Source organism: Mesorhizobium sp. LSJC285A00 (assembly GCF_000503155.1).
In the GTDB taxonomy this organism is placed as follows: domain Bacteria; phylum Pseudomonadota; class Alphaproteobacteria; order Rhizobiales; family Rhizobiaceae; genus Mesorhizobium.
The window spans coordinates 36,534-56,582 of the sequence record NZ_AYVK01000011.1 but is presented as its reverse complement, the minus strand read 5'-3'; the positions used below and the strand labels follow the sequence as shown (position 1 = coordinate 56,582).

General features: G+C 63.9%; 19 protein-coding genes and 1 pseudogene. 14 read left to right on the top strand and 6 right to left on the bottom strand.

Annotated features, from left to right (window positions below):
- On the top strand, positions 1-483 hold the full coding sequence (rpsI, locus tag X726_RS157315) for a 30S ribosomal protein S9 (RefSeq protein ID WP_023669408.1): 483 nt from the start codon (positions 1-3) through the stop codon (positions 481-483).
- A gap of 267 nt (positions 484-750) precedes the next feature.
- Here rpsI and X726_RS157320 read toward each other — a convergent pair whose 3' ends face one another.
- Entirely contained in the window at positions 751-1,650 is a 900-nt protein-coding gene (locus X726_RS157320) for a LysR family transcriptional regulator (RefSeq protein WP_023669407.1), read from the bottom strand.
- Positions 1,651-1,741: 91 nt separating this feature from the next.
- Between X726_RS157320 and X726_RS157325 the strand changes: the two genes are divergently transcribed.
- Entirely contained in the window at positions 1,742-2,614 is an 873-nt protein-coding gene (locus X726_RS157325; protein WP_023669406.1) for an aldo/keto reductase family oxidoreductase, read from the top strand.
- A gap of 200 nt (positions 2,615-2,814) precedes the next feature.
- On the opposite strand, the pseudogene X726_RS1000000171620 reads toward X726_RS157325, so the two are convergent.
- Positions 2,815-3,017, bottom strand: a pseudogene (locus X726_RS1000000171620) (glycerophosphodiester phosphodiesterase); the annotation flags it as partial.
- A gap of 141 nt (positions 3,018-3,158) precedes the next feature.
- Between X726_RS1000000171620 and speB the strand changes: the two are divergent.
- The 3 genes from speB (at position 3,159) to X726_RS157340 (ending at position 6,016) form a co-directional block, all read left to right on the top strand.
- A complete protein-coding gene (gene speB / locus X726_RS157330) occupies positions 3,159-4,160 on the top strand; it encodes an agmatinase (protein ID WP_023669405.1) in 1,002 nt (333 codons plus the stop codon).
- Positions 4,161-4,188: 28 nt separating this feature from the next.
- Positions 4,189-5,115 carry an N-acetyl-gamma-glutamyl-phosphate reductase gene (argC, locus tag X726_RS157335; protein WP_023669404.1) on the top strand — a complete coding sequence of 309 codons (927 nt, stop codon included), beginning with the start codon at positions 4,189-4,191 and terminating at the stop codon, positions 5,113-5,115.
- A gap of 61 nt (positions 5,116-5,176) precedes the next feature.
- A complete protein-coding gene (locus X726_RS157340) occupies positions 5,177-6,016 on the top strand; it encodes an aminoglycoside phosphotransferase family protein (RefSeq protein WP_023669403.1) in 840 nt (279 codons plus the stop codon).
- Between the two features lie 53 nt (positions 6,017-6,069).
- On the opposite strand, the gene X726_RS157345 is transcribed toward X726_RS157340, so the two are convergent.
- Positions 6,070-7,194 carry a COX15/CtaA family protein gene (locus tag X726_RS157345; protein WP_023669402.1) on the bottom strand — a complete coding sequence of 375 codons (1,125 nt, stop codon included), beginning with the start codon at positions 7,192-7,194 and terminating at the stop codon, positions 6,070-6,072.
- A gap of 150 nt (positions 7,195-7,344) precedes the next feature.
- Between X726_RS157345 and X726_RS157350 the strand changes: the two genes are divergently transcribed.
- Complete coding sequence (locus tag X726_RS157350) at positions 7,345-7,560, top strand: DUF2842 domain-containing protein (protein ID WP_023669401.1); 216 nt, start codon at positions 7,345-7,347, stop codon at positions 7,558-7,560.
- Between the two features lie 15 nt (positions 7,561-7,575).
- Here the strand turns inward: X726_RS157350 and X726_RS157355 are convergent, their stop codons facing one another.
- On the bottom strand, positions 7,576-8,634 hold the full coding sequence (locus tag X726_RS157355) for a polysaccharide deacetylase family protein (protein WP_023669400.1): 1,059 nt from the start codon (positions 8,632-8,634) through the stop codon (positions 7,576-7,578).
- A gap of 91 nt (positions 8,635-8,725) precedes the next feature.
- Between X726_RS157355 and X726_RS157360 the strand changes: the two genes are divergently transcribed.
- The gene (locus X726_RS157360; RefSeq protein WP_023669399.1) at positions 8,726-9,955 is read left to right on the top strand and encodes a GNAT family N-acetyltransferase; all 1,230 of its coding nucleotides are present in this window, start codon (positions 8,726-8,728) and stop codon (positions 9,953-9,955) included.
- A 3-nt stretch (positions 9,956-9,958) separates the two neighbouring features.
- Here X726_RS157360 and X726_RS157365 read toward each other — a convergent pair whose 3' ends face one another.
- A complete protein-coding gene (locus tag X726_RS157365) occupies positions 9,959-10,669 on the bottom strand; it encodes a GntR family transcriptional regulator (protein WP_023669398.1) in 711 nt (236 codons plus the stop codon).
- A 264-nt stretch (positions 10,670-10,933) separates the two neighbouring features.
- Here X726_RS157365 and X726_RS157370 point away from each other — a divergent pair, with 264 nt between their 5' ends.
- The 6 genes from X726_RS157370 to X726_RS157395 all read left to right on the top strand — a co-directional run bounded on the left by X726_RS157370 (position 10,934) and on the right by X726_RS157395 (position 16,912).
- A complete protein-coding gene (locus X726_RS157370; RefSeq protein WP_023669397.1) occupies positions 10,934-12,034 on the top strand; it encodes an ABC transporter ATP-binding protein in 1,101 nt (366 codons plus the stop codon).
- 28 nt (positions 12,035-12,062) lie between these two features.
- Entirely contained in the window at positions 12,063-13,352 is a 1,290-nt protein-coding gene (locus X726_RS157375; protein WP_023669396.1) for a PotD/PotF family extracellular solute-binding protein, read from the top strand.
- A gap of 237 nt (positions 13,353-13,589) precedes the next feature.
- Positions 13,590-14,501: an ABC transporter permease gene (locus tag X726_RS157380; RefSeq protein ID WP_023669395.1), complete on the top strand. Its 912-nt coding sequence runs from the start codon at positions 13,590-13,592 to the stop codon at positions 14,499-14,501.
- A 1-nt stretch (position 14,502) separates the two neighbouring features.
- Positions 14,503-15,321, top strand: a complete 819-nt coding sequence (locus X726_RS157385) for an ABC transporter permease (RefSeq protein ID WP_023669394.1) — start codon at positions 14,503-14,505, stop codon at positions 15,319-15,321.
- Positions 15,322-15,323: 2 nt separating this feature from the next.
- Positions 15,324-16,070 (top strand): aspartate/glutamate racemase family protein, encoded by a 747-nt coding sequence (locus tag X726_RS157390; protein WP_023669393.1) that lies wholly within the window; start codon positions 15,324-15,326, stop codon positions 16,068-16,070.
- A gap of 5 nt (positions 16,071-16,075) precedes the next feature.
- Positions 16,076-16,912: a GNAT family N-acetyltransferase gene (locus tag X726_RS157395; RefSeq protein ID WP_023669392.1), complete on the top strand. Its 837-nt coding sequence runs from the start codon at positions 16,076-16,078 to the stop codon at positions 16,910-16,912.
- Between the two features lie 98 nt (positions 16,913-17,010).
- On the opposite strand, the gene X726_RS157400 is transcribed toward X726_RS157395, so the two are convergent.
- Entirely contained in the window at positions 17,011-19,221 is a 2,211-nt protein-coding gene (locus tag X726_RS157400; protein ID WP_023669391.1) for an exopolysaccharide transport family protein, read from the bottom strand.
- Between the two features lie 264 nt (positions 19,222-19,485).
- On the opposite strand from X726_RS157400, the gene X726_RS157405 reads away from it, so the two are divergent.
- Complete coding sequence (locus X726_RS157405; RefSeq protein ID WP_023669390.1) at positions 19,486-20,049, top strand: polysaccharide biosynthesis/export family protein; 564 nt, start codon at positions 19,486-19,488, stop codon at positions 20,047-20,049.

The window sequence follows — 20,049 nt, the reverse complement described above, 5'->3', positions numbered from 1 at the left end:
ATGGCTGAGCTTTCCTCGCTCGCAGAATTGGGCGCCGCCACCGGCAACACCAACACCCAGCCGGCAGCACCCGTCCATGTCCAGAAGCTCGACAAGTCGGGCCGCGCCTATGCCACCGGCAAGCGCAAGAACGCCATCGCCCGCGTCTGGGTGAAGCCGGGTTCGGGCAAGATCGTCGTCAACGACAAGGAATTCGCGACCTATTTCGCGCGTCCGGTCCTGCAGATGATCCTCAACCAGCCGATCATCGCTTCCAACCGCGCCGGCCAGTACGACATCGTCGCCACCGTCATCGGCGGCGGCCTCTCCGGCCAAGCCGGTGCCGTTCGTCACGGCATTTCCAAGGCGCTGACCTACTACGAGCCGGCACTGCGCGCCGTGCTCAAGAAGGGCGGCTTCCTGACCCGCGACAGCCGCGTCGTCGAGCGCAAGAAGTACGGCAAGGCGAAGGCCCGTCGTTCCTTCCAGTTCTCGAAGCGCTAAGCGCTGCGACGTTCCAGACATCGAAAGGCCGCCTCCGGGCGGCCTTTTTTGTTTTGCGGTCACGGCAGTCACCCCGCCCGCGCCTTCGGCGCGACCTCCCCATCGAGGGGAGGTAGGGGTCACGGCAGTTTTGCCGCCCTGAACAATCCACGGGGGCTCGGCTGACACCAAAACCCGACCATAAGAGCGCGACGCCCTACCTCTCCTCGATGGGGAGGTCGGCGCGAAGCGCCGGGTGGGGTGATGGCGCCGGCCTCGGTTCAAGTCTCAGAACTTGCCGGCCTTGATGTAATCGATAAACGCCCGTAGCGGCGCTGGAACCAGACGCCGTCCGGGATAGTACAGAAATGGTCCGGGAAAACTCTGCCACCACGGTTCGAGCACGGGCTCCAGGGCGCCGCTTTCGAAGTGAGGGCGAAGCCAGCCCTCGAAGAGAGCGACGATGCCGCTGCCGGCAATGGCCGCATGGACGGCAAGATCGCTCGCCCCGCCGATCCGCACGATCAACGGCCCCGTCGTGTCGACCCGCACCACCTCGCCGTCGCGCTCGAATTCCCACGGCAGCATCGCACCGCTGGCAAAACGACCGCGCAGACAAGCATGGCCAAGCAGGTCGCTCGGGTGCTGCGGCCGCCCATGGCGATCGAGATAGGCGGGGCTGGCCCCAGTGGCGAAGCGCTGGACGCGCGGTCCGATCGGCACCGCGATCATGTCCTGCTCCAGTCGCTCGTCATAGCGGATGCCGGCGTCGCAGCCGGCCGCCAGCACGTCGACGAAGTTCTCATCGGCGATGACCTCCAGCCGAATGCCGGGATAGGCGGCGAGGAAGCCCGGAACGATGTCGGGCAATATCAGCCGCGCGGCGCTGACCGGGACGTTGAGGCGCAGCGAACCGGCCGGCCTGTCGCGAAAGCCATTGACCACGTCGAGGGCCGCCTCCACCTCCGACAGCGCCGGGCCAAGCCTTCCCAAGAGGCTGAGGCCTGCGTCGGTTGGAACAACGCTGCGTGTGGTGCGGTTGAACAGCCTGACGCCGAGCTGCGTCTCCAGGCGGCGCACCGCTTCGCTCAGGCCCGACGCGCTGCCGCCGCCGGCGCGAGCCCCTTCGCGAAAACCGCCGGCACGCGCCACCGTCACGAAAGCATTCAGATCGCCAAGATCCATCATTGTTCGCCATTCCGCACAAGCTGTACGGATTGTACCTTATTATCCCAAGGTTGAGCAGCGTCTATCTTCGCCTCCTCAAAGGAGATCGACCATGTCCACCATCCAAAAATCCGGCACATTCACCCTCGGCAGCCACACCGTGAAACGGCTCGGCTACGGCGCCATGCAACTTGCCGGCCCGCACGTTTTCGGTCCGCCGAAAGATCGGGACGCGGCCATTGCTGTGCTGCGCGAAGCGGTGGCGTCCGGGGTCAACCACATCGACACCAGCGACTATTATGGCCCGCATGTCACCAACCAGCTGATCCGCGAAGCGCTGGCGCCCTATCCGCAAGACCTCGTCATCGTCACCAAGATCGGGGCGCGGCGCGGCAGCGACGGCTCATGGCTGCCTGCCTATTCCGCCAAGGAACTTGAGCAGGCCGTGCACGATAATCTCAGGAATCTCGGTCTTGAGGTGCTGGATGTCGTCAATCTGCGCATCATGTTCGGGGTGATGGGTCCCGCCGAGGGCTCGATCGGGGCGCAATTGACCGCGCTTGCCGAATTGCAGCGCAAGGGCCTGGTGCGCCATATCGGCCTGAGCAACGTCACCCCTGCGCAGGTCGAGGAAGGCCGTGGGATCGCCGAGATCGTCTGCGTGCAGAACCAGTACAATCTGGCGCATCGCGACGACGACGCGTTGATCGATGAACTGGCGCGCGCCGGCATCGCCTACACGCCGTTCTTCCCGCTCGGCGGCTTCAGCCCGCTGCAGTCGTCGACCTTGTCGGATGTGGCCGCGCGGCTCGGCGCCACACCCTTGCAGGTCGCGCTCGCCTGGCTGCTGCGCCGCTCGCCGAACATCCTGCTGATCCCGGGGACGTCGTCGGTCGGGCATTTGAGAGAGAACCTGGCGGCGGCGGAACTGGAGCTGTCGGCTGATGTGCTGTGGGAATTGGATGGGGTGGCGAAAGCGGCGTGAAGATTTTGCGGGCGGCGCTGTCACCCCNCCCGCGCCTTCGGCGCGACCTCCCCATCGAGGGGAGGTAGGAGGTCGCGGCAGCCTTGCATGCCTCGCAATCGCTACGACTGTCGGAATCTAAAGCGCCAACGCCCTACCTCCCCTCGATGGGGAGGTCGGCGCGCAGCGCCGGGTGGGGTGATGGCGCCGACGTACGATTTCTAATTGATACTCGCCGTATTCGCGGCTCGGCCGGCTTCCCTCATCCACATAAGGCGCCCGAAACCCATCGGCCCCCAGCCAGCCAATCGCAGCCTTCGGTTCTTCGGTCTGGATGATGGTGGCGCCGCGTTCGGCCCAGAAACCGTGTCTCGGCCGGCATGCCGGCCCGCACCGCCAGTTCATCGCCGCGGCCGCCGGAGAGGAGTCGCCGGGCCTTGCGCCTTGGCGATACAAATCCTGTGTCGCCCCTCTAGAACGCTATGGCGTTTCGCCAAGCTGTGACTGGCATCTTGCGTGCCGGTTCTGTAGTTGTGGCAGCCCGATGAACAAAGAAGGACCCGTAATGGCGAACCAGACCATCGACAACGCCTTCACCGCCCGCTCCAAGACGGGGCCTTCCTTCGAGCCGACCTATGCCGGCGCGCTGTCGTTCATGCGGCGCAAATACACCAAGGATGCAAAGGGCGCGGACGCCGTCGTGTGGGGCATTCCGTTCGATGCCGCCGTCACCAACCGGCCGGGCGCGCGCTTTGGGCCGCAGGCGATCCGCCGCGCCTCGGCGATCCTCGACAACGACCCGCAATATCCGTTCTCGCGCGACCTGTTCGAGCATCTCGCCGTCATCGACTATGGCGATTGCCTGCTCGATTCGGGCAATCACCAGAAGACACCAGGCACGATCGAGCGCGAGGCGGCGAAGATCCTGAAATCGGGTGCCTTCCTGTTGTCGCTCGGCGGCGATCATTTCGTCACCTGGCCGCTGCTCAAGGCACATGCCGCCATCCACGGGCCGCTGGCGCTGGTGCAGTTCGATGCGCACCAGGACACCTGGCCTGACGATGGCAAGCGCATCGACCATGGTTCGTTCGTCGGCCGCGCCGTCAATGAAGGCATCATCGACCCCGACCGCTCGATCCAGATCGGCATCCGCACGCATGCCCCCGATACGTTCGGCATCAAGATCCTTTACGGTCACGAGATCGAGGAGATGCGGGCTTCCGACATCGCCTATGCGATCGTCGACCGCACCGGCGGCAGGAAGACCTATCTCACCTTCGACATCGACTGCCTCGACCCGGCCTTTGCGCCCGGCACCGGCACGCCGGTTGCCGGCGGACCGTCCTCGGCGAAAATCCTGTCGACGCTGCGCCAGCTCGGCCAGGTCGATATTGTCGGCGCCGACGTCGTCGAGGTTGCGCCGGCCTATGATCACGCCGATATAACGGCGATCGCCGGCTCGATGGTGGCCATGCACTATCTCGGCCTGGTGGCCGAGCGAAAAGCGCGGGCGGAAGAGCTGAACAGCGGCAACCATGGCGCGGCAAACCATGGCCAGGGCATATAGGCTGAATTAGCAGGGAATTGACGGGCACATGAAACCGAAAATCTTCATCGATGGCGAACACGGCACCACCGGCCTGCAGATCCGGGCGCTGCTGGCCGAGCGCGGCGACCTCGAGATCATCTCGATCCCGGCCGAGCGCCGCAAGGAAACGGCGGCGCGCGCCGAGTTCCTCAATGCAGCCGATGTCGCCATCCTGTGCCTGCCGGATGCGGCTGCCAAGGAAAGCGTATCGCTGATTGCCAACGACACCACCAAGGTGATCGACGCCTCCACGGCGCATCGCGTAGCCGAGGGCTGGGAATATGGCTTTGCCGAGATGGAAAAGGGCCAGGCCAAGATCATCGCCAATGCAAAACGCGTCGCCAATCCCGGCTGCTGGCCGCAAGGACCGATCGCGACACTGCGGCCGCTGGTCGCCGCCGGCCTGCTGCCGGCGGATTTCCCGATCACCGTCAATGGCATTTCGGGCTATTCGGGCGGCGGCCGGCCGATGATCGAGGACTATGTCGCCAAGGGCGAGGATGCCTCTGAATTCCAGGTCTATGGGCTGACCCTGCAGCACAAGCATGTGCCGGAGCTGCGCACCTATGCGAAGCTGTCGCACGATCCGATCATGCAGCCGGCGGTCGGCAATTTCGCCCAAGGCATGATCACAGTGGTGCCGCTGCAGCTCGGCGGGCTCGACCATGTGCCGGCCGGCGCCGAACTGCACGCGGCAATCGCCGACCATTTTGCCGCCATCAAGGGCGGCGTGGTCGAGGTAGCTCCTTACGAGCACGTGGAGCGCCTGCCCGAGATCAATCCCGAGGTCTATAACGGCACCAACCGCATGAAGGTCTATGTCTTTGCCAATGACGACAGGGCGCAGGCGCTGCTGATTGCGGTCTATGACAATCTCGGAAAGGGCGCCTCGGGTGCTGCCGTTCAGAACATGGATCTGATGCTCGGCCTTTAATTCAGTTGGAGAGAGCATGTTGCCCGAAAACCGCTTAACACTTTTCGGCATCACGCTCTGAATGGACGCGCCTGCATTTCCAAAGCGCTGGAAGATCAGCGCGCCCGAGCTCATTGCGGAGACGTTTTCGAGCCGCATCTGGAAGGTGCGGCGTGAGGACGGCTCGCCGGCCATCGTCAAGGCGCTCAAACCATTCGACGATGTCGAGGACGAGTTGCGCGGCGAGCACTATCTCGCATGGCGGCGCGGCGAAGGCGCGGTGCGGCTGCTTGGCCGGGACGGCCACCGCATGCTGCTCGAATATGCCGGCGACACCCTGCTTTCCGACGTTCTGGCCAAAGAAGGCGACAACGCCGCGACCGCAATCGCGGCCGAGTTGATGGGGAGACTGTTCTCGCCCTCAAGACACCCTGCCCCGCCGGACCTGCAGCCGCTGCGGACACGGTTTGCCAGCCTGTTCAAAAAGGCCGGAGCCGATCGCGACGCCGGAGAGCACAGCCTCTATATCGAGGCCGCCGAAATCGCGGACCGGCTGCTCGATGCCCCGCATGCGGTCAAGCCGCTGCATGGCGACCTGCATCACGACAACATTTTGCACGGTGCGCGCGGCTGGCTGGCGATCGACCCGAAGGGCGTGCTCGGCGATCCCGGCTTCGACGCCGCCAATCTGTTCTACAACCCACTGGGGCGCGACGACCTCTGCCTCGATCCCGAGCGCATCGCGCATATGGCTGAGATCTTCGCCAGGACACTCGGCCAGACGCCGGCTGCCATTCTCGACCATGCCATCGCCTATGGCTGCCTGTCGGCCGCATGGCATCATGAGGACGAGAATGCGGTCGACGAGAACCGCGAGCTGTCGGTTGCGGGAGTGATCCGAAAGGTGCGGCTCAGCTTCTGACCGGCGCAGCCTCGCGCTTTAGACGTAGCGAGGCAGTTCGTTCGCGAAATAGATTATTGCGACGGCCAAGACACCGTAGACGATGTACCTGCGTTCATGGGCGGCCGCGTTGGCAGTGGATAGGCGCCCTTGTTGCCGCGCCAGTGGGCGGCGGCAAATCCCAGCAGGACCAGCGCGAAGGCCTGATGGGTCAGCGCCATGTGCAGCGGCACCTGCATCAGCAGCGTGCCGATGCCGATCGAGGCCTGCACCAGCACCAGCAGAAACAGCAGCGTTGCGCGGCGTGCGTGTGTCGTGCCCGGCAGCCGCCGGCGCGTCGCTATCATATGCCAGAGCGCGATGGCAAAGACCGTATAGGCGCCGAGCCGGTGGACGAACTGCACCGTCTTCGGGTTCTCGAAGAAATTGCGCCAGGCCGGTTCGAGCAGCAGCAGCTCGCCGGGGATGATCTTGCCGTCCATCAGCGGCCAGGTGTTGTAGCTCAGGCCGGCGTCGAGCCCTGCGACCAGCCCGCCGAGATAGATCTGGACCAGCGCCAGCAGCACGATGAAACCGGCCAGTCTTTGCGTCGACCGGCCGGCGGCAGGCTCCGAATGCGGCGCCAGCCCGCGCGCGACCACCATGGTGGCAGTGAAGATCAGGGCGGCAAGCGTCAAATGCGTCGCCAGCCGGTACTGGCTGACGGAGACGCGGTCGACCAGGCCGGAGGCCACCATCCACCAGCCGATGGCGCCTTGCAGGCCACCAAGCAGCAGAATACCGACCAGCTTTGGCCCAAGGCCGCGCTCGATGCGGCGCGTCGCCCACAAGACCAGCAACGGCAGGCCGAAGACCAGGCCGACACTGCGCGCCAGGATGCGGTGCGCCCATTCCCACCAGAAGATCGATTTGAAGGCGTCCAGGCTCATGCCCTTGTTGAGCTCGGCATATTGCGGAATCTTTTGATAAAGCTGGAATTCCTCCTGCCACTCCGCGTCATTGAGCGGCGGTATCACACCGTGGATCGGCTTCCACTCGGTGATCGACAGGCCGGAATTGGTGAGCCTGGTGGCGCCGCCGACCAGCACCAGCGCAAACAGCACCAGAAGCACGACATACAGCCAGCCGCGCACCAGCGCCCGATTTTTCAAGTCGCGATCGCGGTCAATGTAAGGCGCGGCGGCTGATATGGCGGCCATGGTTGGTCCCGGCAGGTTGACGTGGCGGATTGGTGAACCATCGCAACCCGGCTGACAAGACCGGACGGCGCGGCACGCCGTCGCGCCGCATCTCCCGGGTTGCACAGGCGCGCGGTTGGGCCTAAGCGGAGGCGATCAACGAGAACGCTCATGCCCATCCGCCTGAAAAAGCTGATCGGAACTTTCCTGCTGGTGGCGCTGGTCATCATCTATGCGCTGGTCGCGTCGATCATAGCGGTCGCGCAGCTGTCGCAATCCAGCCCGCTGGTGCACTTCCTGTTCTTCCTGTTCAGCGGCCTGTTCTGGGTGCTGCCTGCGATGGGCATCATCAAATGGCTGATCCTGGAGCCGCCGCCGAAAGGCTGAAGAGCCCGCCCCAGGTTAGATGGTGACCACCATTTTGCCGGCATTGGCCAGCGGCGTCGTTAAGCCCGACAACATGGTGCGGATATGGGCGACGCTCTGGTAGCGGCCGTTGATCGAAATGCGCGGCAGCGCGTGCAGGAAGCCGGCGTGCTCGGCGTGCAGCACGCCGTGGCGAGTGGTCACCGCCGAGGCGTAGCCGGCGTCGCGGGCAAAGCCCACTTCGCGGCAGCCGACAGCGCTGGCGTAACCATAGGGGTAAGCGAGATGACGGGGGTCTTCGCCGAGCTGCGCCTGCAGTTGGCGCCTGACGTCGACGATCTCATGGCGCGCATCGCCTTCGTCGAGCCGCTTCAGATTGCGGTGGTTGACCGTATGCGCGCCGATCGTCACCAGCCTGTGCCCGGCCACGGCGCGGATGTCGTCCCAGGTCATCAGCGTGCTTGGGCGCAAGCCATCGAGGTCGATGCCGTTCGAGTGCGCCAGATCGCGCAGCACGGCGCGCTGATCCTCCTCGCGCACCTCGAGCGTCAGATAGGCATGCAGACGCGCATTGGCGTGGAGTTTCTTGCCGTGGGTCGAGCAGTCTATGGTCACCGGCCCCTTCGGCGTCGCCAGCGTCAAACGCTCCCGCGCGTTGACGATATCCTCGACCACGTCCCACCATAAATCGGCGCTGCCGTCGATCAGACCCGGCGCGACATAGATGGTGATCGGCGCGTCGTGCTTTTCGAGCACTGGCAGCGCTTCGGTCATGTTGTCGCGATAGGCGTCGTCGGCGGTGATGGTGGCGAACTGGCCGTCCTTGCCGCCGGCCTTGATGCGCTCGATCGCCTCGTCGAGGGTGACGAAGGCATAGCCCCTCGACTTCATGTCGGCGACGAGAGCGTCGAGGAATCGCGGGGCGATGTTGAGGTGGCGGTTAACGCCGTCCGGCTTCTCCGGCGTGGCGGTGACCCGATGCAACATGAGGATGGCGCCAATGCCGCCGACAAACGGCTTGGCCAGCGGTGCAAGGCCGGTAAAGCGGGCGATATTAAGCGCCAGTTTCCGAACTGCCTCACCACCGTCGATCATTCATTCACCTTTTGCGCCTAGGCTCGATCCAAGCACGGAACGCGCCGACGCGAACTCCTGATCGCGACGAATACGCCTTAAGGATTGAGGTATGGTTGACGCCACCGCGTCATTTGACGGCAATCGGCTCGCCGCAAGCAAGGCGTCTGCGCGCACGCCGGCTGCCGACCAGACCAGTCTGTCGGTGTCGATCGCAGATGCTGCCGCGCTCGCCTCTTACGGCGAATTCTGCCGTTCGGCGCTGTTTGCGCCGGCGCAAAGCGCGGACTGGGTTCGTGCCTGGACGGCGCAGGCTAATCCCGATGCCGTCATTGCCACGCTGACAATCGAGGACAGGCCGGTCTTTGCACTGGCACTGGAAATCACGCGAACTGGTCCATTCCGCGTCGCCCGCTTCATGGGCGGGCGCCATGCCAACGGCAATTTCGCCGCCGCCGATCCGGCATGGCTGGCAAAGGCAGATGCTGGGGGGATCCGCAGGCTGGTGACGGCGATCGGCAAGGCGCGTCCCGACATCGATCTCGTTGCCTTGGAAAGGCTTCTGCCCGACCTCGATGGTGTTGCCAATCCGCTGGTGGCGTTCTCCAACTTTCCGAGCCCAAACCTGTCGCTCGCCGTCAATCTCGACGGTGGTTTCGATGCGCTGCTGTCGCGTGTGGGCGGCAAGCGCAAGCGCAAGAAGCACCGTTCGCAGACACGAAAATTCGAGGCGGTCGGCGTTCATCGCCGCATCGAGGCGCAGACACCCGAAGACGTGAACCGGCTGCTCGACGCTTTCTTCGAGATGAAGGAGTTCCGCTTCGCCAAGATGGGCATCGCCAATGTCTTCGGCGAGCCGGAGGTGCGGGCTTTCTTCCGTGCCCTCTTCGCCGGCGCGCTGGCCGAGGAGAAACCGGCCTTTGTGCTGCATGGGCTCGAAGTGGCCGGCAAGCTGCGTGCAATCACCGGCTCGAGCCGCTCGGGCAAACGCCTGATCTGCGAATTCGGCGCCATCGCCGAGGACGATCTCGGCCACACCAGCCCCGGCGATTTCCTTTTCTTCGACATCATCGAGGAAGCCTGCCAAACAGGCTTCGATGTCTATGATTTCTCGGTCGGCGACGAGCCCTACAAGCGGCTCTGGTGCGATATCGAGACCCAGCATTTCGAGGTGCTGGCGCCCCTGACGCTGAAGGGACGCGCCCTGGCGTCGGCGCTGCGGCAGGGCGCACGGGCGAAAGCCTTCATCAAGAACAACCCGACGGTCTGGAAGCTGACCAAGATGCTGCGCCGCAAGGCCGCCGGACAGGCAGCGCCCGCTCCCACGGACGACGAAAACTAGCGTTCAGAAATTCAGCGCTTCGCGGAGCGCCGGGCCGGCCCTGACCCGCAGGTCGAGATCTGCCTCGATGTGGTCGATATGGTGCAGCATCAGCCGGCTCACCAACCCGCAATCGCCGCTTTCCAGCGCGCCGACCATTTCCGTGTGCTCACTGTGTCCGCAGGCCGACACGCCGGATCGTCCGTAAAGGGCGATGACCAGCGACGAACGCGCCACCAGCTCCTCCATGAAGCGCTGCAGGATGGCATTGCCGGCGACGGAGGCGAGCAGCAGATGGAAATCGCCCGACGCCTTGATTTCGGAGCGCCGGGCGGTTGGGCCGCGCTCGGCGATGAAGCGGCCTTCCTCGTCGAGCTGCGCGCGGAACGCAGCGATATCGGTGGCTGTGACCCGCCCACAGGCGGCAATGGCTATGCCCGGCTCGATCAGCCGGCGCGATGCGAACACCTGGCGCGCTTCCTCGGGCGAAGGGTTGGCGACGAAGGCGCCACGGTTGCGCTCGGTACGCACCAGCCCCTCGAAGGACAGCATCTGCAGCGCCGCGCGCGCGACGGTGCGCGAGACGTCGAACAGCGTGCCGACCTCGCCTTCCGACAGCTTGGTGCCGGGCGTCAGCCGACGGTCGACGATGGCGTCCCGCAGATTGTCGCGAATCGCCTGGGCGCGATCCTGGTTGGCGCTGTCGGCGGAATGGATCTGATCGGCAATGTTCATGGCGATGATGGTTCCCAGCCTCTTCTAGCGCGACTCGTCGCCTGCGCACGAGAGGCAAAGTGGACACGAAGCCAAAAAAGATTGCATACGATTCTTGTGCAGATCGCGCACAATCGCCCATAATTTGTGCAATGCACAAGATAGCCTACCGGCTAGGCAGTGGGCAAGAACCCCGATTTCGCTGTCGATTCAAACGCTTGGGCCGATTGCCGCCGATTGGCACGCATAATGCATTGGTTAATGCGACCAAACGGGGAAGCCTGAATGTCCAAAGCCGCCGAGATCGACATCGTCTCCGTTTCGAAAGTGTACGGAACGACGACTGCCGTCGAGGCCATCAGCCTGAAAATACCGGCAGGCACCTATTGCTGCCTGCTTGGCCCCTCCGGCTGCGGCAAGACCTCGACGCTGCGCATGATCGCCGGCCACGAAAGCATTTCGTCGGGCGATGTCCGCCTCGGCAACATTGTCGTCACCGACCTGCCGCCGGCAAAGCGTGGCACGGCGATGATGTTCCAGTCCTATGCGCTGTTTCCGCATCTCGACCTTGTCGACAATGTCGCCTTCAGCCTGAAGATGAAGGGCGTCGACAAGGAGCAGCGCCGTGCCAAGGCGCTCGACATGCTCAAGCTGATGCAGATGGAGGCCTATGCGACGCGCCGGCCGGCGCAGCTTTCCGGCGGCCAGCAGCAGCGTGTTGCACTCGCCCGCGCTCTGATCACCGATCCCGAGGCGCTGCTGCTCGACGAGCCGCTGTCGGCACTCGACCCGTTCCTGAAGATACGCATGCGCGCCGAGCTGAAGAAATTGCAGACCTCGCTCGGCATCACCTTTGTCCACGTCACCCACAGTCAGGAGGAGGCCATGGCATTGGCGGACCTGATCGTGGTGATGAATGACGGCCGCATCGAACAGGCTGCGCCGCCACGAGATGTGTTCGAAAGGCCGGCCACCGCCTTCGTCGCGCGCTTCATGGGCGACCACAATGTCATCTCCGGCCGGGTCACCGGCGCGCGCGACGGCATGGTCGTCTTCGACGTCAATGGTGGCGCCTCGCTCGCCGCCCGCGGGCAAGGCCGGGAGGCGGGCCAGGAGGTGGGCACGCCGATCGACATCGCCATCCGCACCGACCATGTGCGCATCGGCGAAGCACCCTCTCCCGGCCTCGGCTTCACCGGCATCGTCTCCAACATCGAGTATCGCGGCGCCACGGTGAAGCTGTCGGTCACCGGTGCCGGCATCGACGATTTCACCGTTATCATCGACGATTCCGACTTCTTCGCCAAACCCGTCGCCCTTGGCGGCGCCGTACCGCTCGCCTGGGATTCCGAGGACGCCATCGTCCTCGGGCGCCTTCATTCATGAGTTCGCAAAACAAAACAGGGGAATAGGAATGACAAAAACAGTAGAAACAAAGACCGGAATTTCGCGCCGTTCGTTGCTCAAGACAGGTGCGGCCGCCGTCGGCCTCGCCGCAGGCTCGGGCGCCATTACAGGCTTCCCGACCATCTGGGCGCAGTCCAACATCACGCTGCGCCAGTTCGGCACCGGCGTGTCGAACCTGAACGCGATCGCCGACAAGTGCAAGGCCGACCTCGGCATCACGCTGGAAATGACGGCGACCGATTCGGACGCGGCCGCCCAGCGCGCCGTGACCCAGCCCGACAGCTATGACATCGCCGACATCGAATACTGGATCTGCAAGAAGGTGTTCCCGAGCGGCGTGCTGCAGCCGATGGATGTCAGTAAGCTGAAATACTACGACGAGCTGGTGCCGTTGTTCAAAACCGGCAAGCTGACGCCCGACAGCATCATTGCCCAGGGCACCGCGCCGCACACGGTCGGCTATGTCCAAGCGCAGGACTCAAAGACCTTCGCCAAGGCGCCGACCAAGTGGTTCACCATGGTGCCGACGATCTACAACGCCGATACGCTAGGCATCCGGCCCGACCTCGTCGGCCGCGACATCACCACCTGGGCCGACATCATGGACCCGGCCTTCAAGGGCAAGACCGCGATCCTCAACATCCCGTCCATCGGTATCATGGATGCGGCCATGATCATGGAGGCCACAGGCAGCATCAAATATGCCGACAAGGGCAACATGACCAAGGAAGAGATCGACAAGACGATCGACTTCCTCATCAAGGCCAAGCAGGCCGGCCAGTTCCGCGCCTTCTGGAAGTCGTTCGACGAGAGCGTCAACCTGATGGCATCGGGCGAAGTGGTCATCCAGTCGATGTGGTCGCCGGCCGTCGCCGCCGTCCGCTCCAAAGGCATCGCCTGCCGCTTCCAGCCGCTCAAGGAGGGCTACCGCTCATGGGGCGGCGGCCTTGGCCTTGCCGCCCATCTCAAGGGCGCCGAACTCGACGCGGCCTACGAATACATCAACTGGTATACGTCGGGCTGGGTCGGCGGCTATCTCAACCGCCAGGGCTACTATTCCGCCAATATGGTCTCGGCCAAGAAGTTCATGTCCGACGACGAATGGGGCTACTGGATCGAAGGCAAGCCGGCCAAGGGCGAGATCAAGGCGCCGGACGGCACCGTCATGGAAAAGGCCGGCGCCGTGCGCGACGGCGGCTCGTTCGAAGAGCGCATGGGCAAGGTCGCCTGCTGGAACTCGGTCATGGACGAGGACCGCTACATGGTGAAGCGCTGGAACGAGTTCATCGCGGCGTAGAGCGGACGCGTTCACTGGGATGTTGCGATCCTTCGCGCCCCCCTCTGTCCTGCCGGACATCTCCCCCACTTGGGGGGAGATTGGCAGCGTCATGGCCGGCTCTTCGTTAGCAACGTTGGAGTTTGGCGAAGGCCGTTATGAGAGTTCGATCTCCCCCCTCGTGGGGGAGATGTCCGGCAGGACAGAGGGGGGCGCGAAGGATCGCAAGTCATCGCGATCACGCGGAGGATTTTCCCAATGACAGTCGCGCTCGAACGCCCCGCCATCGCAGCAGCCAAGCCCGCCAGACGCCGGCGCTTCTCCATCAGTGCCGTCACGCCCTACCTCCAATCGGCGCCGCTGGCGCTCATCCTCGGTGCGTTCCTGCTCTTGCCAATCATCATGATCGTCGTCGTCTCCTTCTGGGATTATGACTTCGCCGCCATGTATCCGGATTTCCTGACGACGAACTATTTCGACGTGCTGGGATCATGGGTCACCTGGAAGACCTATCTCAGCACCATCAAATTCGCTGCCATCGTCTGGGCCCTGACCTTGTTCATCGGCTTCTGGGTGGCCTATTTCCTCGCCTTCCATATCCGCACCACCGCCATGCAGATGGTGCTGTTCCTTGTCTGCACGGTGCCGTTCCTGACCTCCAACATCATCCGCATGATCTCGTGGATCCCGGTGCTTGGCCGCAACGGGTTGATCAACTCGGCGCTGGTGCAGTTGGGGCTGGTGCCAAAACCCATCGAATGGCTGCTCTATTCGGAATTCGCCGTGGTGCTGGCCATGGTGCATCTCTACACGCTGTTCATGGTAACGCCGATCTTCAACACGTTGATGCGCATCGACCGCTCGCTGGTCGAGGCCGCGCGCGATGCCGGCGCGTCCGGCTGGCAGGTCTTGTGGAACGTCGTCATCCCGCTGGCCAAGCCCGGCATGGCGATCGGCACCATCTTCGTCGTCACGCTGGTGATGGCCGATTTCTCCACTGTGCAGGTGATGTCGGGCGGCCAGAGCGCGTCGGTCGCACTGATGATGAAGAACCAGATGTCGCTGCTGCAGTATCCCGCAGCCGCCGCCAATGCCGTAGTGTTGCTGGTGTTGGTACTGTTGATGGTCGCGGGCATCCTGCGCATCGTCGACATCCGCAAGGAGCTTTGAGGTGAGCCACGAAAAACGCACCCTCGAATTCTATGTGCTTGCGGTCTTCTTCACTCTGTTCGTGCTGTTCCTCTACGGCCCGCTGTCGGCGATCCTGATCCTTTCTTTCCAAGGCGAGACCGGCGGCCTCACCTTCCCGCTCAATGGCGTGTCGCTGCACTGGTTCGCCAATCTGTTCGAGCGCCAGGCGGTCGGCGATTTCGGCGGGAGCTTCAAGCGCTCGCTCGTGCTCGGCCTTATGGTGATGATCGTCACCGTCGTCGTGTCGCTGCTGGCAGGGCTCGCTTTCCGGCAAAAATTTCGTGGCGCCACCGCTTTGTTCTACCTGGCGGTCGCCAGCCTCGTAGTACCCTCGATCATCATTTCGCTCGGCATCGGCGTCGTCTTCCAGCAGGTCGGCTTCCGCCCAGCCTGGTACACATCGGCCTTCGGCGCGCACCTGACCTGGACCTTGCCCTTCGGCGTGCTCATCATGTTCGCCGTCTTCAACCGCTTCTCGCCCGCCTATGAGGAAGCCGCGCGTGACCTGGGCGCCAACTCCTGGCAGACCTTCGCCCATGTCGTGCTGCCGATGATCGCGCCGAGCCTGATCGGCGTCGGCCTGTTCGGCTTCACGCTGTCCTATGACGAGTTCGCCCGCACGCTGATGACGTCGGGCACCTTCAACACGCTGCCGCTCGAGATCTACGGCATGACCACCAATGTCACGACGCCGGTGCTCTACGCGCTGGGCACGGTGACCACCGTGTTCTCCTTCCTGGTGATCCTGGCCACACTGGGCGCCATCCTCTATGTTGGCCGCAGGCGGGCCAGGGTTTGATTGTGCAGATACTGGTGGTGAACCCCAACACGACGGCGAGCATGACCGAGACGATCGCGGCGGCGGCGCGCGGCGTTGCCGGCGCCGGGACCGAGGTGATCGCGGTCACCTCCTCGATGGGCCCGGCCTCGATCGAGGGCTATTATGACGAGGCATTGGCCGTGCCCGGCCTTTTGATGGAGATCGCCGCCGGCGAACGTGCCGGGGCTCAGGCCGCCATCATCGCCTGCTTCGACGATACCGGCCTGGATGCGGCACGCGCCATGGCCTCCATTCCGGTCATCGGCATCTGCGAGGCCGCACTCAGTGTCGCCTCCTACATTGCCCAGCGCTTCACAGTGGTGACGACCACCGAACGCTCGCGTGTCCCTGTCGAGGGGCTGGTGCAGCGCTATGGCATGGCCGGGCGTGCCCGCGTGCGCGCCGCCGACATTCCCGTACTCTCGCTTGAAGACGCTGCTTCCGGCGCTGTCGAGAAACTGCGCGCCGAGATCGCCCGCGCCATAGCGGAAGACCGCGCCGAGGCCATCGTGCTCGGCTGCGCCGGCATGGCCGACCTGGCACACCGGTTGCAGCAAGAGTTCGACCTGCCCGTCATCGACGGCGTCGGCGCCGCCCTCAAACAGGCCGAGGCGCTGATCGCATTGGGCCTGTCGACCTCGAAGCGCGGCTCCTATGCTAGTCCGCTGGCCAAGCCCTATCGCGGCGTGCTGAAATCCTTCTCGCCGGGGGTGGTCGCCGCGGAGTGAACGCTATGAAGCCTACCGTCCGCGCATTGTCTCCGCCGGAACTGACCGTTCTCATCGACTGGGCGGCGGCTGAAGGCTGGAACCCTGGCCTTGACGATGCCGCGGCGTTCCGGCCAACCGATCCTGAAGGGTTCATCGGCGCTTTTGTCGACAACGAGATGACCGCCGCCATCTCGGCTGTCGCCTATGGCGGCAACTTCGGTTTCATCGGTCTCTACATCTGCCGACCAGACATGCGCGGCAAAGGCCATGGCAAAGCAGTCTGGAATGCGGGCATGGCCAGGCTGGCCGGCCGAACGGTCGGCCTCGACGGGGTCGCCGCGCAGCTGGCGAATTATCGCCGCACGGGATTCAGCTCGGCGTACGAAACCATCCGCTTCAGCGGCCGTATCGCGACCCCGCCCGTCCGAAGCGAAGGGGTGCGCATGATAACCACGCAACTCGTGCCCGACATCATCGTCTATGACGCCCGCTGTTTCCCCGCGCCTCGACGAGCCTTCCTGCACCGCTGGGCGCAGCCGCCGCATTGCGGGTTCGCCGCGATCAGTTCACTCGGCACCATAGGCTACGCCGTGGCTCGTCCCTGCCGTTCGGGTTACAAGATCGGCCCGCTGTTTGCCGACGACACCGAGACGGCGATGCAGCTCATGGGCAGTCTGGCTGCCGCATGCGAAGGTGGCGACCTGCATATCGACGTTCCTGCCGAAAATTTCGATTTCACCACGGCGCTTTCAGCAATTGGTTTCAGGCCGACCTTCACCACCACGCGCATGTACAAGGGCCCGCCTCCGAAGGTCGACTCGCGCCGAATATTTGGCGTGACGACCCTGGAGTTGGGGTAGATCCCGGCGCCGACTGACAGGCTTGGTTTTTCGGGAGCCGGCGGGCGATGGACGAGCCGATCCGTAGTAGCGCCGCCTAAGTCGAATTGTCTGATGTCTCAGGCGGCGCTACGTCGTCCCGGCACGGGGTTACCCGGCGTCTCGTGGCCGATCGGCGTCACCAGAGTGAGGTCGGGATAGCCGCTTTCGATCAGCTCGACGGCGGCCTGCGCCACCTCATCGTCCGCCTGCAGCATGGACATGAAGACCTCGGTGCTGTCGCCGACCAGTCGGCTGATGCCTTGCGCATCGGCCGGTCCGCATTCGACGATGACCAGATCATAGGCGGTGGTCAGCGACTGCATGATGATCGGCAGCCGGTCGGCGGCGCGCATGGCGCGAACCGGATCGGCGGTGCCGACGGGAACGACATGGCAGTCCGAATAGAGGTCGGCGTGGATGACGTCGCTGAACTGCGCTTCCGAAGCCAGCAGATTGGTGATGCCGGGGAAAAGTCCGCTGTCCAGCATCGGCCGCGAGGCGGCACCTGACGCCGTGAGATCGAGCAGCAGCACGCGCAGGCCAGCGTCGGAGACTTCGCGCGCTACCAGCACTGCCGATGCAGCCGCCTCATCGCCTTCGGGCGACACGAAGATGGCGCGCGCAGCACCGCTGGCGATCAGCTTTTCCGCCGCCTTCTCGACATCGATCTCGCCAAGGCTGGAGCGGACAGGTTCGGCTTGCGGTTCGGAACCGGCAGCCGCTGCTCCTTCCAGCACTGAAGGAGCCGGCTCGGGCTCTGGCACCAGTTCAGACTCCACGGTCGTCGGCTGATCGTCCACTTCCACGACCTCAGGAGCCGGTTCCGGGTGGACGACCGGCGCCGACATTGCCGGCATCGCAACCTGCTCGATACGCTCGAAGCGCGCCCCTGGGGCCGGACGCATGGCGCGGCCGGAAAACAGCTCCTGCAGCAGCGTGATGACCGACATCAGCAGCAGCGAGCCGACTAAGGCGGCGCCGACGATCGGCACGAGCTTGGGGAAATAGGGTTCCGACGGCACGCGCGCCTCGGAAAACACGCTGGCATCGACCGGCAGGTAATTCTTGCGCGAGGACACTTCGCGGAAGCTCGCCATATAGGATTCAAGCTGCTGGCGCCGGACGTTCGCCTCGCGCTGCAGCGCATCCAGCTGGACCTGCTCCTCGCCGGCCCGCGACGACGCCGCTTTCAGCTTGTTGACGTCCGATATCAGCTGGTTTTCGCGCGCCTGGGCGGTCTGCGCCTGCGTCAGCAACCCGCGCATGATTTTTTGCGCTTCGTTGCGGATCTGGCCGTCGAGATCGGCAAGCTGCGACCTCATCGCCCGCAGGCGGGGATGGTTGTCGAGCAAGGTGGTGGAAAGATCGGCGATGTTGGTTCTGAGCTCGATCTGACGCTCACGCAGCCGCTGGATCAGATCGGAAGACAGCACTTCGGGTACAGCGTCCAGCGAACCGCCATTCTGCAAAGCCTGGCGCACCCTTTCGGCCGTCGCCTCGGCCGAAGCGCGGCTGGCGCGCACACGCGACAGTTCGGTCGATAGCTCGGACAATTGCTGTGTCGCCAGCACCGAATTGTTGCCGCCCATCAACAGGTCCGACTGGGCGGAACGGAAGGCCGCGACCTTGGCCTCTGCATCCCTGACCTGCTTCTGCAGATCGTCGATTTCCGGCCCGAGGAAGGCGGTCGCGGCGGCGTTCGACTTGGTCTTGGCGTCCGCCTGATAGGCCAGGTAGGCCTTGGCGATAGCGTTCGGAATGTCAGCGGCAAGCTGGGGATCTTCAGAGGAAAATTCGACGGCGATGACGCGGGTCTTTTCCACGCCATAAACATTGAGCTTGTCGCGCATCTTCGTCAGCACGCGCTCTTCGAGCGGAATTTCTTCCGGATCGCTCTTCAGCCCGGCAATGACCAGGAGCCGGGTGACCGGCGACATGCCGAGCGCATAGTTGAACTCGGGCTTGTCGCCCAGCTTAAGGTCGGCAGCCACCTGCTTGAGAATGTCGGACGAGGAAATGACCTGAACCTCGGTTGCTACACCTTCCGCATCGAGCACAGGTTTGTCGTCTTCATTGGTGCCGGCAGGCCGCGTATAGGCCGATTCGCTCAACTGGATTTTCAGCTGCGTCGTGGCCTTATAATGTGGCGTGGCAAGCCACGCGAACGCGAAGGCGAGACCAGTGACGAGAAGCGTGATCACAAGAACGCGCAGCCAGTTCCGCGCCAGGCTGGCGAAGAGCTGTCTCAGGTCGACATCGACATCTGCGGCCGCGGACTGGTCGGACATGCATTCCTGCTCCGGACATGAGGCTAGATGGTAGCGTAAACAACTATGGTAACTCAGCCGTTAAGATCGCGGTAAGCAGCTGTTAGGGTTTGCTGACATCCGGTAAACAAAGCCAGCAAAACTATACGGCTTTTTGTCGATTGCCGCCAAATCGGCCGCGTCCCTTTACCGGCCATTAACCCTAACAGGATGATAACGAACCCAGATCCTTAAGGTTTGCCGCCGTGTCCTGGCGGCCATAGCGACGAAGGTGTGTGTCCGATCATGAAAAGCGCTGCTGGTCTGTTTCGCGCTCTGCTGGCCGTGTCGATGCTCGCCGGCTGCTCCAGCTACCGGCCGACGCCGGCGGCCTTCCACGAGGTACTCGACCAGCCCTATCGGCTCGGCGCCGGCGACCGTGTCCGCGTCACCGTGTTCGAACAGGACGGTCTGACCAACACCTACAGTGTCGATCAGTCCGGCTACATGTCCTTCCCGCTGGTCGGCGCGGTGCCGGCGCGCGGCCACACGGCCCAGCAGCTGGAAAAAGCGCTCGCCGACAAACTGCGCCAAGGCTATCTGCGCGACCCCGACGTGTCGGTCGAGATCGATCGCTACCGGCCGATCTTCGTCATGGGCGAAGTGGGCGCCGCCGGCCAGTATTCCTACGTGCCGGGCCTCACCGTGCAGAAGGCCATCGCGATTGCCGGAGGTTTCTCGCCGCGCGCCAACCAGGAAAGCGTCGACATCACCCGCGACATCAACGGCAAGGTGATGACAGGCCGGGTGGTTACCTCCGATCCGCTGCTGCCGGGCGACACGGTCTACGTTCGCGAACGCCTGTTCTGA